General features: G+C 62.9%; 11 protein-coding genes. 6 read left to right on the plus strand and 5 right to left on the minus strand.

Translation table 11 applies throughout. The features are described 5' to 3' along the window. The first annotated feature begins 8 nt into the window (after positions 1-8). The 5 genes from C8K61_RS14060 to C8K61_RS14080 all read left to right on the plus strand — a co-directional run bounded on the left by C8K61_RS14060 (position 9) and on the right by C8K61_RS14080 (position 6,823). On the plus strand, positions 9-1,871 hold the full coding sequence (locus tag C8K61_RS14060) for an extracellular solute-binding protein (protein WP_108096876.1): 1,863 nt from the start codon (positions 9-11) through the stop codon (positions 1,869-1,871). 37 nt (positions 1,872-1,908) lie between these two features. Beyond that, complete coding sequence (locus tag C8K61_RS14065) at positions 1,909-2,505, plus strand: nitroreductase family protein (protein ID WP_108096877.1); 597 nt, start codon at positions 1,909-1,911, stop codon at positions 2,503-2,505. An 86-nt stretch (positions 2,506-2,591) separates the two neighbouring features. Next, the gene (locus C8K61_RS14070; protein WP_108096878.1) at positions 2,592-4,355 is read left to right on the plus strand and encodes an ABC transporter ATP-binding protein; all 1,764 of its coding nucleotides are present in this window, start codon (positions 2,592-2,594) and stop codon (positions 4,353-4,355) included. Between the two features lie 280 nt (positions 4,356-4,635). After that, positions 4,636-5,688, plus strand: a complete 1,053-nt coding sequence (locus C8K61_RS14075; protein WP_108096879.1) for an ABC transporter substrate-binding protein — start codon at positions 4,636-4,638, stop codon at positions 5,686-5,688. A gap of 82 nt (positions 5,689-5,770) precedes the next feature. Continuing rightward, complete coding sequence (locus C8K61_RS14080; RefSeq protein ID WP_108096880.1) at positions 5,771-6,823, plus strand: ABC transporter substrate-binding protein; 1,053 nt, start codon at positions 5,771-5,773, stop codon at positions 6,821-6,823. Positions 6,824-6,835: 12 nt separating this feature from the next. Here the strand turns inward: C8K61_RS14080 and C8K61_RS14085 are convergent, their stop codons facing one another. After that, positions 6,836-7,867: a GGDEF domain-containing protein gene (locus C8K61_RS14085; RefSeq protein ID WP_108096881.1), complete on the minus strand. Its 1,032-nt coding sequence runs from the start codon at positions 7,865-7,867 to the stop codon at positions 6,836-6,838. 184 nt (positions 7,868-8,051) lie between these two features. Between C8K61_RS14085 and C8K61_RS14090 the strand changes: the two genes are divergently transcribed. Then, the gene (locus tag C8K61_RS14090) at positions 8,052-8,681 is read left to right on the plus strand and encodes a LysE family translocator (RefSeq protein WP_108096882.1); all 630 of its coding nucleotides are present in this window, start codon (positions 8,052-8,054) and stop codon (positions 8,679-8,681) included. Between the two features lie 38 nt (positions 8,682-8,719). Here the strand turns inward: C8K61_RS14090 and C8K61_RS14095 are convergent, their stop codons facing one another. The 4 genes from C8K61_RS14095 to C8K61_RS14110 form a co-directional block, all read right to left on the minus strand. Further along, positions 8,720-9,565, minus strand: coding sequence for an alpha/beta hydrolase (locus tag C8K61_RS14095; RefSeq protein WP_256589434.1), 846 nt, complete (start codon positions 9,563-9,565; stop codon positions 8,720-8,722). Beyond that, entirely contained in the window at positions 9,562-11,925 is a 2,364-nt protein-coding gene (locus C8K61_RS14100; protein ID WP_108096883.1) for a TonB-dependent siderophore receptor, read from the minus strand. The genes C8K61_RS14095 and C8K61_RS14100 overlap by 4 nt, the downstream gene beginning before the upstream one ends. Positions 11,926-12,040: 115 nt before the next feature. Next, positions 12,041-13,024 (minus strand): FecR domain-containing protein, encoded by a 984-nt coding sequence (locus tag C8K61_RS14105; RefSeq protein WP_108096884.1) that lies wholly within the window; start codon positions 13,022-13,024, stop codon positions 12,041-12,043. Further along, positions 13,021-13,530 carry a sigma-70 family RNA polymerase sigma factor gene (locus C8K61_RS14110; protein ID WP_108096885.1) on the minus strand — a complete coding sequence of 170 codons (510 nt, stop codon included), beginning with the start codon at positions 13,528-13,530 and terminating at the stop codon, positions 13,021-13,023. Before C8K61_RS14110 ends, C8K61_RS14105 begins: the two co-directional genes overlap by 4 nt. Between the last annotated feature and the right edge of the window lie 152 nt (positions 13,531-13,682).

A 13,682-nucleotide genomic window follows, 5' to 3' on the forward strand; every position in this document is an offset into this window, starting at 1 on the left:
GAAACCCTATGACCCTCTTGATCGCCTCCCCCCTCACCCGCCGCCTCGTCCCGGCTTTGGCCTTGTTCAGCGCATTGCTGGCCAGCCCGACAACCACATGGGCCGCCCATGCCGTGGCGCAATTTGGCACGCCCAAATACCCGGCCGACTTTCAGCACTTTGACTACGTGAACGCCAACGCCCCCAAGGGCGGCAGCCTGTCCATGTCCCTGGTCGCCACCAACAGCAGCTTCGACAAGTACAACCCCTACAGCCTGCGCGGCACACCACCGCCTGGGCTGTTGGAGCTGGTATTCGAAACCCTGACCATCAATGGCATGGACGAGTTGAACACCCAGTACGGCCTGCTGGCCGACGATATCCAAGTGGCCGAGGACTTCACCTCGGTGCTGTTCCACCTCAACCCCAAAGCCCGCTTCAGCAATGGCGACGCAGTGACTGCGGCCGACGTGCTGTATTCGTACAAGACCCTCACCGATGGCAAAGCCAGCCCACGGTTCAAGGCCTATTTCGCCGAGATCGCCGAGGTGCAGGTGCTTGACCCGCAGCGCGTGCGTTTTGTGTTCAAACGCAAAGGCCGCGACCTGTCCTTTATCGCCGGCAGCCTGCCGGTGTTTTCGCCCAAGTGGGGCCAGCAGGCGGATGGCAGCAGCGTGGCCTTCGACCAACTGCGCTTTGAGCAACCGATTGCCAGCGGTCCCTACCTGATCGACAAAGCCATCAGCGGGCGCGGCATCGTCTATCGCCGCAACCCGAACTACTGGGCCAACGACCTGCCGGTACGGCGCGGCTCGTTCAACTTCAACACCGTCGACTTCAAGCTCTACAAAGACCGCGACACCCAGGTGGCCGCGATCCGTGCCGGCGACTACGACGTGATCGCCGAAACCCAGATGCGCTACTGGTGCTGCCAGTACATCGGTAAACGCTTCGAGCAGGGCGAGCTGGTCAAACGCCAGTTTGCGCACCACAACCCGCCGGCCATGAACGGCTGGGTGGTCAACCTGCGCAAGCCACGTTTTCAAGACCCGCGGGTGCGCGAGGCGCTGGATTACGCGCTGGATTTCGAGTGGATCAACCAGAAGATTTTCGACAACGAATTCAAACGGGTCGACAGCTACTTTGCCGGCACCCCGCTGGCGGCGAACGGCCTGCCCAGCCAGGACGAGCTGAAACTGCTGGAGCCCTACCGTGGGCAGATTCCCGATGCAGCCTTCGGCCCCATGCTGCAGCAACCTACCACCAAAGCGCCCGGCAACGTGCGGCATAACCTCACCAAGGCCCTGGAGCTGTTCGCCGAGGCCGGCTGGCATAACCGCGACGGCGTGCTGCGCAATGCCCAGGGCGAGCCGTTTGTGCTGGAAGTGGCTGGCACGCGCACGCAGAGCCCCTACACCGACCCGATCTACCTGAACCTGAGCAAGATCGGCGTGGTGGTGAAGAAAAAGCTTACCGACGCGGCCACCGCGCGCAAGCAAATCACCAGCTTCGACTACGACTACACCACCCTGGCGCTGCGCGAGGCGCGCAACCCCGGTGATGAGCTGTGGCGCAATTTCAACAGCAAAGACGCCGACCGGCCCGGCTCGGAGAACATCACCGGGGTGAAGTCGGCAGCCGTCGACGGGCTGATCAAAAACCTGCTGGACGCCGACAGCCAGCAACAGCAGCAAACCGCTGCCCGTGCCCTCGACCGCGTGCTGGTGCACAGCTACTACGTCATCCCCTGGCGCTACCTGGACAAGCACTACGTGATCTTCAACCAGCGCCTGCAACAACCCACCCAGTTGCCGCAGTACTACGGCGCCAATGAATGGGTGCTGACCACCTGGTGGGACAGCACTGCCAATCGCCTTGCCGCCGCTCGATAAACCCTTGCCCGATAAGCCCCTTGCCTGTGAGGCCACCATGTCCCAGCCCCGCCAGACCGACCACGCTATCCACCCGTTGTTTATCAATCGCTGGTCACCGCGCGCCTTTACCGGCGAAAGCATTGACCAGCCCACCCTCGACAGCCTGTTCGAAGCCGCCCGTTGGGCGCCGTCGGCCAACAACTCCCAGCCGTGGCGTTTTATCTACGCGCGCAATGGCTCAGCACACTGGCCAGAACTGCTGGAACTGCTCAACGAGAAAAACCGCGCCTGGGCCAGCAATGCCTCGGTGCTGATTGTGTTGGTGTCGAAAACCACCCACCTACGTGCGGGCAGCGATGCCGCCACCGCCCTGCGCAACCACTCCCTGGATGCCGGGGCCGCTTGGGCGCATCTGGCCTTGCAGGCCGAACATGCCGGCTGGCACAGCCATGCCATTGGCGGCTTCGACCGCGAGCAGGCCCGCACCCTGCTGGGTGTGCCGGACGGCTATCAGGTGGAAATAGCCATTGCCATCGGCAAGCTGGCCAGCCGCGACAGCTTGTCGGCCGAGCTGCAGGCCCGCGAGCAACCCAACCAACGCAACCCGCTGCACAGCCTGATCGCCGAAGGGCGCTTCAGTTTCCAAGCGTGAACCGTGCCCGCGTGGCCCATGCGCCGGCCTGCCGGCGCACGGCCACCGCGTGCCCCTCCAACCCCCTTTGATCGACACCAGCACCTATGAAAAACCTCTGGCGCACTATCCAGTTCATCCCTGAATACCGCGGGCGGGTGATTGCCGTGACCCTGGTCGGCACCATTCTGGGTTTTATCGGAACGGCCACGCCCTACCTGTACAAAGTCATCGTCGACACCATTTCGCAACTGCTCACCGGCAAGATCACCCACGAACAAGCCACCTGGAGCGTCACCCTGCTGCTCGGAGTGTTCTTCGCCCTGCGCATTGGCGTGGTGGTGTTTGGCGCGCTGCAAAACAAGCAGGCCGATGACCTCTGGCTGGACACCGTAAGCACCTTTCGCCAGCGCGTTTTCGACAACATGACGCAGAAGTCCATCGACTACTTCGAGAAGACCCGCGTCGGCGAAATCATGGACCGCTTCGGCAATATCACCAGCATCACCATGTGGCTGTCGTCGCTGACCGAAGGCACCCTGGCGAACATCCTGCAGATGCTGTTTATCATCAGCGTGTTGCTGATCAAGGCGCCGCTGGTGGGCGCAATCATGACCGCGGTGCTGCTGCTCAACTTCTGGATTTCCTACCGCACCGTGGGTTGGACCCGCCCCTACCGCCGCGGCTGGCAAGCCCTGGCCGGGCGCATGACCGGGTTGCTGGCAGAGATGGTCGGCAATATCTCCACGGTGCGCAGCTTTGGCGGCGAGCCGGCGGTCAAGCAGCGCTACGACGACACCCAGGCCGAGTGGATGATCACCCGCGGCAAGCTGCACACCACCGAATGGCGCTCCGAGCAGGCGCTCAACCTGATCAATACCCTGGGCGTTTTCATTGCCGTGGCGCTGACCGTGCATGGCGCTTTGCAGGGCCGTTTTACCACCGGCGATATTCTGCTGATCCTCACCCTGACCCAGAACCTGATCAACAGCATTGGCCCCATCGCCCGGCAGATCAACCAGGCCGGCGAGATTGAAAGCAATGCCGAGCGCCTGATCGAGCTGCTGGATATCGAGGCTGAACACGCCGACCGCCCCAACGCGATTGCCCTCACCCGCCTGAATAGCATCACTTTTGAAAACGTCAGTTTTCATTATCCAGGCAAAGAGGAGTACGCCCTCAAGAACGTCTCCTTCCACCTCGACGCCGGCCTCACCTTGGCGCTGGTGGGCACCAGCGGCAGCGGCAAAAGCACCATCGTCAAACTGCTGATGCGTTTTTACGATGTCAGCGAGGGACGCATCCTGGTCAATGGCATCGACCTGCGCGACTACCAACAACGCACGGTGCGCGCCCTGATGGGCGTGGTGCTGCAGGACGTGGCGTTGTTCAACGACAGCATCGGCGAAAACATCGCCTTCGCCCGCCCCGGCGCCAGCGACGAACAGGTTCGTGCAGCAGCCAGGGCCGCCCATGCCGACGAGTTTATCCAGCGCATGGAAGCGCAGTACGACACCTTGGTGGGCGAACGCGGGATCAAGCTCTCCGGCGGCGAAAAGCAGCGGGTGGCGATTGCCCGCGCCGTGCTCAAAGACCCGCAACTGATCATTCTCGACGAGGCCACCAGTGCCCTCGATTCCGAGTCCGAGCACCTGGTGCAGCAAGGCCTGGAACGCCTGATCAGCGGCCGTACCTCGGTGATCATCGCCCACCGCCTGAGCACGGTGATGTCGGCTGACCTGATTCTGGTGATGCGCAACGGCGAAGTGCACGAGCGCGGCACCCACGCTGAGCTGACGCTGCGCGACGGCGGCTTCTACGCCAAGTTGTATGCCCTGCAAAGCCAGGGTCGGCCGGCGCTAGCCAATTGATGCGCGGCCGCCAGCCCAGTGCTGCGACCCGAGCAGGGGCTGTTGTTGAGTTGCTGCTGGCCAGCCAACGGAGGGTCTACAGACCCTGAATACAACCCCGTGAAAACCAGCAAGGCATTGATAAAAAACGATTTAAACCGCCGAAAAGCGACTGGCACAGGCGTTGCAAAGTCACCTTTGCCATGCCCTGCACAGCCTCTGCAGTCCGGCAACCAGGCAGGTCCGTTAGCCACTGGCATCGGCACCTGCGCCCACTGAAAAGCAAAGGAAGAGCACCGTCATGAGTCAACCACTGGATACGCTTTGGTACACCCGTTGCCCGGTTCCTACCGGCCTGGGTATTGCTGTGCAAAAAGGCTGGCTGGAACAAACCCTGGCCGCACAGGGCACGCAGATAAAGTCCCTGCGTGAATCGGAAATCCAAGCCGTGCGCGAGTCGCACTTCGACCACACCCTGCAGAACTCGGTCCGCCACGGCGGCAACATTCCGGCCATCTGGGCCCGCGCCAGTGGCCGCGAAACCCGGGTGATCGGCCTGTCCTGGCAAGATGAAGTGCAGTTGATCCTGAGCCTGCCTGACAGCGGCATCAAAACCGTCAAAGACCTCAAGGGCCGCAAGTTCGGCCTGCCGCTATGGGCCAGTGCGCAAATCGACTTTTCCCGCGCCCAAGCCATTCGTGGCCTGGAAAACGCGTTGAAACTCGAGGGCCTCGAAGTCAGTGATGTTGAACTGGTCGACTACCATCGCGGCGGTACCCATAGCGATGAAGCGGCGCGTACCGTGTCCGGCATCACCACCTTTGGCGGCCGCCGCAGCGGTGGGCAAAACGCCGAACTGGTGGCCTTGCTGCGCGGTGAAGTGGACGCCATCTTCCTCAAAGGCGCCTCCGCCGCTCACCTGGCACACGCCTTCGGCCTGCACACCGTGATCGACACCGGCTCGCACCCGGAGCCGCTGATTCGCGCCAACAACGGCACGCCACGCACCCTGTCGGTAGACCTCAACCTGCTGGACAACCACTTCGACGCCGCCGTGGGCATTCTCGACTCGGTGATTCGCGCCGAAGCCTGGGCCTGGAACAACCCCGAAGACACCCGCCGTTACCTGGCGCGGGAAACCAACAGCAGCGAGTTCTGGGTAACCGGAGCCTACGGCGAAGACGCGCACCTGCGCCTCCGTACCGACCTGCATGAAAACTCGATCCTCGGCCTACAGGACTTCACCGATTTCCTCCATCGCTGGAATTTCATCCCGCAGACCTTCTCGGTGCGCGACTGGATCGACCCGCGTCCACTGCAAACGCTACGCTCAGCGACAGCACTGGCCGGCTGAGCAGACTGCCGCCACACCGAGCGCAGCAGTTTTCACAGAACCTGTGAGCGCTGCGCTCCCACCCTCTCGACAAGCAGGCGTCATGAGCAAACCCCTTGATACCCTTTGGTATACCCACAGCCCGGTTCCCACCGGGCTGGGGATTGCCGTTGAATCCGGTCGCCTGGCAGAGGCATTGCGCCAGGGCGGCACCACTATTCAAGCGCTGCGCGAATCCAACGACCGCGACATTCGCGAAGCGCATTTCGACCACCACCTGCCCAACTCCGTCCGCCACGGCGGCAACACGCCGGCCATCTGGGCGCGTGCCACGGGCGTGCAGACACGCTTGCTGGGCTTGTCGTGGAGCGACGAAGTCCAGCTGATCGTCAGCCACCCAGAGGGCCCGGTAAAAACCATCAGTGACCTTAAAAATCGGCGCTTTGGTCTGCCCAAATGGGCCAACGTGAAAATCGACTTCCACCGCGCCAGCGCCTTGCGTGCGTTGGAAAACGCCCTGAGCCTGGAAGACCTCCAGGTCGGCGACGTGGAGCTGGTCGACTACCCCTACGGCGGCACCCACAGCGACAACCCGGTGCGCCATATCTTCGGTGCGCAGGTGCGCTTGAGCGGCAAGCAGGTACGGCGCAGCAACCGCGAATTGATGGGGCTGATGAATGGCACCGTGGATGCCATCTTTCTCAAAGGCGCCCATGGCCTGCAGCTGGCCGACGAATTCGGCCTGCACGTGGTGATCGATACCGGCTCCCACCCGGACCCGATGATCCGCGCCAATATCGGCACGCCGCGCACATTGACGGTGGACCAACAGCTGCTCGACGAGCACTTCGACGTTGCCTTGTGCATCGTCGACAGCGTCATGCGCGCCGAACGTTGGGCCTGGGTCAACCCGGACGATACCCGGCGTTTTTTAGCCCGCGAACTCAACACCAGCGAGTACTGGGTAGCAGCCGCTTACGGTGAAGACGCCAACCGCCGTCTGCACACGGCCCTGGACGAGCGCTCGATCCTCGCCCTGCAGCAGCTGACTGACTTCCTCGAACGCTGGGGTTTTATTCCGCAACGTTTTGACGTGCGTGACTGGATTGACGAGCGCCCGCTGCAGCACTGCCTGGAGGCCCTGAGCAACAGTTGAACGCCGCAGTTCTCATGCCTGCTGGCTAAGGCCCGCCATGGCGTAACGGTTCTTGCCAGCATGCTTGGCGTCGTACAACGCCAGGTCGGCGCGGCGCATCAGGCTGAACATCGACTCCCCCGCTTCATGGGCCGCCAGACCGATGCTGAGGGACAGGCTGAAGCCGTGCATCTGGTTCGAATTCACCGCCGAGACAATCCGCTGCGCCAGCTGCTGCGCCGCCGCAACATCCGCCAACTGCGCCGCCACGGCAAACTCTTCGCCGCCCAGGCGGGCGAAGTTGTGGCCCTGGCTTTGCTCACTGAGCACCTTGGCCACCGCCACCAGCACCCGGTCGCCAGTGTCGTGACCGTGGCTGTCGTTGATCTTCTTGAAGTCGTCGATATCGAGCATCAGGAAGAACAACGGCGTGGTCTCGTCGCTGACAGTCGCGGTCAGTTGCTCCATGAAGGCACGGCGGTTGGGCAGGCCTGTCAAAGTGTCGCGGTAGGCCATGTCGTGCAGTTGGCGTTGCAGGTCGAAGACGTTTTTGCGGATTCGGCACAGCGTCAGGCAGACCATGGTGGCCACCAGCAGGCTGGCGGTGATCAGCATCAATGTGAGGGTCAGGTCCAGCTGCCGATCAAAGCTCGGCTGCACCACATAAAACAGCGTGGCCCACACCGCCGCACCGGTGCTGAGTGCGTGCCAGGGCTGCGCGTGCATCGCCGACACCGGCAAGCTGAACACCAACCCAATCGGCAGAAACCACAGCAGCGGGTTTCCGATGGCGATGGCCAACGAGCCCAGGCAGGCGGTGCAGGTACACACCAGCAGCATGCCGCTGAGCCACAACGAATAGGTGGTGCGCGCCCGGTAGGTGAGGTAACAGACCACCCCGGCGACCAGGCCGTAGCTGTACAGCCAGGGTGAAATGCCTTGGCTGACGTCAGCCACCAGCAGCACGATCGAACAGACCACCGCCGCCAGGATTTCGCTCGAAACCACCAGAGGGCGCAATTGCGCAAAGGACTTCTGTTCGAGACTTTCTTCAGTTCCGTGCACGCGTTACTACCTTGCGAGGAAAAGCGCCATGAATGCTGCGCACATTACGGAGCACACAGGCGCGGTGTCTACGGCATGTTAGTAGCAGGCAGCGACTGTTGCGGCCAACTGCCTGGCCACTGTATCTGCTGCTGGCTGAGTAGCCGCAGTTAGCATGCTGGCTCACCCGAGGAAGTCATGCGCCATGCCGGATACCACCAGCCTCCATCTGTTTATCGTCGCCACCCTGCTGTTGCTGATCGTGCCGGGGCCGAATATGGCTTTTGTCAGCAGCCACGCGGTGGCCCACGGCTGGCGCGCCGGCCTGGCGGCAGCTTTGGGGATAACTCTGGCAGATGTGCTGATGACGATCATGGTCAGCGCCAGCCTTGGCGCCCTGGTGATGAGCTGGACGCCCGCGTTTGACGTGCTGCGCTGGGCCGGCGCGGCCTATCTGCTGTGGCTGGCCTGGCAGGCAGTGAAAACCCCTCCTGCGGACACCGGCGCGCAAGCCACCCAGGCGTCGCTGCGCAAGATCTTTGTGCGCGCCACGCTCAACAGCCTGTTGAACCCCAAGGCGCTGCTGTTCTTCATGGTGTTTCTGCCGCAGTTCGTCAACGCGGAACGTGGCAGCGTCACCTTGCAGTTGGTGTTCCTCGGTTCGCTGCTGGCGCTGATCGCCTTGCTGTTTCACACCCTGCTCGGGGCGTGTGCCGGCTGGCTGCATGGCCGACTGCCGAGCGGCAGGGTTTCCAAACGCCTCGGGGCTTATGGCTTTGCGGCGGTGATGGCGGCATTGGCGGCGCGTTTGTTGGTGCTCAATCGGCCGGTTTGAGGAAACCGGCCACGCTATCCCAACGGGCTGAAGCCCAATCAGAAACGCCGGGTGCTGAGCAAGTCGTCCAGCACTCGGGTCGAGGTGCGGAACATGATCGAGGTGTGGTCCTCCCCCGCTTCGATCTGGAAGGCGCTGCGCAGGCCGTATTGCGAGAGGTTTTCCAGGCGCAGTTGCAGCGAGCGGGCGTCCTGGATTTCCTGCGCCATTTCGCGGTCGCCAACGACGATGCTCAGGCTGCTGTGGGTCAGGTTGAGCTTGCCGGCGTGCGCTTGCTGGGTGAACACCCGCTCTGGTTCCAGCAGGAAGCGGTCACGCCACCACAGGCTCGGGCTCACCGCGACCACATGCTGAAACAGCGCCGGGCGGGTGAACAGGGTGTAGATGCCGAACATGCCGCCGAACGACCAGCCCACCAGGCTGCGTTGGTCCTGATCGACCTTGAAGCGCTCATTGACCTTGGGCATCAGGCGTTTTTCGATGAAGTCGAGAAACAAGTCCTGGCCACCTTGCGGCGGGTCGTTGCGCTCGGCCGGTTGGGGCGGCGACAGGTCAAAGGCGCGGCGGTTGAAGTCGTAGGGCGTGTCACTGGGGTAGCCGATGGCAACCACAATCGAGCCCTTCAAACGCTCCTGCGCCCGCTTGGCCGCATGCAGCGCCGGGAAAAACGCATTGCCGTCGACCAGGTAGATCACCGGGTAACCGCCGGTATAGGGCACATCGCCCTCCGGCAGGCTGACCATGATCCGGTAGTCGCGCCCTTCGGCGCTTTTCATCAGCCACTGCTCGGTACCGTCCATAGTCACCGGCTCGGCCTGGGCGCTGCCCAGTACCAGCAGGCCGAGGGTTATCGCTGCGCTGCGCAGCCAGTTGGCGGCGATCACCAGCTGTAGCTCAGGCTGGTGACCAGGCTGCGGGCTTCACCGCGGTAGCAGTAGCCTTCCTGGCAGTTTACATAGCGCTCGTCGGTGAGGTTGCGGGCGTTCCAGGCCAGCCGCACGCCATCCAGGCTGCCGCTGAAGTCGTAGTGCACACCGGCGTCGAACAGGGTGTAGTCATCGTTCTTGGTGGTGTTCATCGCGTCGCCATAGGTACTGCCGGTGTAACGTGCGCCAGCGCCGAAGCCCAGGCCGAAGGGCAGGTTGTAATCCAGCCACAGCGAGGCCAGGTGACGGGGTACGTCGCGCGGGTCTTTGCCTTTGTTGCCGTCGTTGCTTTTGGTCACTTCCGGCGAGTTGAAGCTGTAGCTGGCGTTCAGGCTCAGGTTGTCGCTGAGGTCGGCCACCGCTTCCAGTTCCAGGCCTTTTGACACCTGTTCACCGGTCTCTACGCTGAAGCCGGTGTTGGCCGGGTCGGCCGTCAGCACGTGGCTCTGCGTCAGGTGGTAGAGCGAGGCGGTGAACAGCGCGCTAGTACCGGGCGGCTGGTATTTCAGGCCCACTTCGTATTGTTCGCCTTCGCTCGGGGCGAACTGGCCACCGCCCACCGGGCTGCCACTTTGCGGCAGGAACGAGGTGGCGTAACTGGCATAGGGCGCCAGGCCGTTGTCGAACAGATAGAGCACGCCGACCGAACCGGTGGTGTCGGCGTAGTGCTGGTTGGTCTCGGTGATCTCGCTGCCCCACTCCATACCGTTGGAGCGCTGGTGGACCCAGTCGCGGCGCAGGCCTGCAGAGAAGCGCCACTGGTTCAGCTCGATCTGGTCGGCCACGTACACGCCACTGCGGAACAGCAGGCCATCACGGTCTACCCAGACATCGCTCGGGCGTGCTACGTATTGGTGGTAGTCCGGCGCGTTACGGTCGATGGAGGGCGCAGCACCCGTGGCGTAAAGCAATGAGGTGTCGGTCCAGGCGTAGTCCAGGCCGGTGATCAGGGTGTGGCGCAATTCGCCGGTGGCAAAGCGGCTGATCAGGCGGCTGTCGGTGCTCAGCGAAGACATGTCCTCGTAGCTGCCGGCGGCGGTACGGTCGAAGGTGTGGCCGTCGGCGTTGGCGGTGAAGTCCAGGTACTGGTTGGTGGTGTTCAACTCGCCGTAACGCAGGTTCTGCTGGAAGCTGAAGGTGTCGTTGAAGCTATGTTCGAACTCGTAACCGACCGTCCATTTACGCTGGTCGAGTTTGTCGAAGTGTTCATCGCCGGGCCAGAAGTTGGTGAGGTGACCGTTTTCCAGGTAGGTCATCGGCGAGCCGGCGGTCTGCCGCTCTTCGTACTGGGCCAGCAGGGTCAGGCTGGTGTCGGGGTCGATCTGCCAGCTCAGCGACGGCGCCAGCAGGCGGGCGTTGTTGTCCATCTGCTCGATGGAGTATTCGGCGTCGCGGTACAGGCCGACGGTGCGAAACAGCACGTCGCCGTCATCATCCAGCTTGCCGCCAATATCGAACTGGCCCTGTTTGTGGTCGTAGTTGCCGCCCTGCACTTCCACCTGGTTTTTTGCCAGCAGACTCGGACGCTTGCTCACCCGGTTGACCATGCCGCCGGGACTGATCTGCCCATACAGCACAGAGGACGGGCCTTTGAGCACTTCGATGCGTTCCAGGCTATAGGCCTCGACCGAGGGCAGCGACAACCAACCACTGCCGGCCTGACGCAAGCCGTCGAGGAAGTCGGCGGACTCGGTGGTGGGGAAGCCACGCACGCTGATGGTGTCGAAACGCGGGTCCAGACCCGAGGCCCCGACGCGCACGCCAGAAGAATAGGCCACGGCATCTTCGACGCGGTCGACTTTACGGTCGGCGATCTGCTGCGCCGTGACCACGCTGATGGCCTGTACCGTTTCCAGAATCGGCTTGTCGGTTTTGCTCGCGCTGCTGGCATTGCTGGCGAAGTAACCCGGTACCGGGGCGAAGGCGCTCTGGGTTGAGTTGGCGTCGATGCTGGTGGGGTTGAGTTCCAGCGAGTCGCCGGTGCTGACTTTCTCCACGGTCAGGGTGCCGTTGTCGGTGATCCGCAAGGCCAGGCCGCTGCCGCTCAAGGCTTGCTGGGCGGCGGCTTCGGCGCTGAACTCACCCCGCACCGCGGCGCTGGAGCGGCCATGGACCAGCGCCGGGTCGGCAACGATGCTGCGCCCGCTCTGCCGTGCGATCTGGCGCAGCGCCTGCTCCAACGGCATGGCCGCGATGTCGTAACGCTGCAGGGTTTCTTCAGCGTGGGCAGCGAGCGGGCACAGGGTGGTCAGGCCGCTGGAAAATGCCAGGGCAACCGCCATGGCCAGACGCGCAGCGCGAGGTGAGTGAGAACGCATGGGAGAGACTTTCCTTGCAGGAGGTAAGAGGGAACTTCCTCCTCTGTCGCACGAGAATGAAAAATCCCTCACGCGCGCTGAATTATTTTTCGCCGGCCGTTTTTTTTGCGGCGGCTCAGGCCAGGTCGATCAAGGTCACCGGGCCGTATTGCTTGACCGTAATCGGCAGCACCTGCGCCAGCGATTGCAGGGTGCGGTCGCTGTCATCCAGCGGGAATACGCCGAATACACGCAGGCCGGCCGCCGCTGGCGATACCCGCAGCAACCCGTAGCGATACGGCCGCAAGGCATCGACCACGGCGCCCAAGGACTCATCGTCAACATCCAGACGGCCATCGAGCCAGGCATCTTCCCGCGCGCGGCTGGCCAGCACCGAGAACGGCAACCCGGCCGCCAGGCGCAGGCTCTGGCCACTGCTGACCACGCCGCTGTGCCCGCGCAGGTCGGCAACTTGCACACTGTTTTCCTGCACGCTGACCAGGGTTTGCTCGGCCCGTTGCTGCACCACAAAACGTGACGCCAGGGTGCTGATCCGCCCCTGAGCGGTGAGCACCTCGAACGGCCGCTGGCCATCGGCAACCGCCTGAATGCTGATCTCGCCCTGCTGCAGGGTGATCTGCCGCGTGCCCTGGTTGAACAACACATTGGCGGTGCTGCGCGCGTTCAAGGTCAGCAGGCTGCCATCGGCCAGACGCACCTGCTTGCGCTCGCCAGTGCGGGTGTAGAAATCGCTGAACAGCCCCTCCAGCGGCATGCGCCGCTGCAGCGTCAGCACACTCGGCAAACCGGCCAGCAGCAACAAGGTGGCGCCGCCACGCAGCAGGCGCCGCCGCTCCTGGGAAATGCCCGAGCCGCGCAATACACGGGCGCTGGCTTGCAGGCTGCCGGGCAGCTGGCGCTGGGCATCAGCCAGTTGGTTGAAGGGCATCTGCACCGCGCCGGTGACGGTTTCCCAGGCGCGGCGGTGCTCGCCATCGGCGGCCAACCAGGCGCTGAAGCGGTGTTGATCGCTGAGGTCGGCGCGACCGGAATCGAGGAATACCATCCATTCAATAGCGGCTTTGACGGCGGGCGTCAGGCTCGGGTGTTCGGTGTTCATGGCAGGCTCGCCAGGAAGCACTGAGTAACCGCGCGCTTGATCCAGCGCTCGACCGTGGCCAGCGACACATCGAGTTGCTCGGCAATCTGCTGGTGGGTCAGGCCTTCCAGGCGGTTGAGCAAAAAGGCATGGCGCACCTTGGCGGGCAGGTCGTTGAGCATGGCATCGATGGTCGCCACCGCCTCGCGCAGCAAGGCGAACTCTTCTTCCGACGGCACCACCGCTTCCGGCATGCCGGCAATCGCTTCCAAGTAGGCGCGCTCCAGCTCGTTACGCCGCCAGAACGAACACAGCACCCGCTTGGCGACCACACACAAAAACGCCCGCGGCTCATCAATAAACGCCGCCTGCTGCGACTTCAATGTGCGTACGAAGGTGTCCTGGGTAAGATCCGCCGCATCCGCATGGGAGCCCAGACGACGCAACAACCACCCCTGCAACCAGCGATGGTTTTCCGCATAGAGGATGTGAAAGGGGTCTTTGGGGGTGAGGCGCAGGTCAGACATGCGAAATGCACAGTATTAGTAATTAGCAATAGTTCGCATTCTTAACGGTTGATTGCGCATTTGCAACAGCGGGGGCAGGTATTCGTCGTTCGAGGGCTGAAATTGCGCAGGATTGAAACGCGGAGCAGTGCGTGAATTCAAGATTACGCCAT

Origin of the sequence: Pseudomonas sp. GV071 (assembly GCF_003050835.1) — a bacterium.
In the GTDB taxonomy this organism is placed as follows: domain Bacteria; phylum Pseudomonadota; class Gammaproteobacteria; order Pseudomonadales; family Pseudomonadaceae; genus Aquipseudomonas.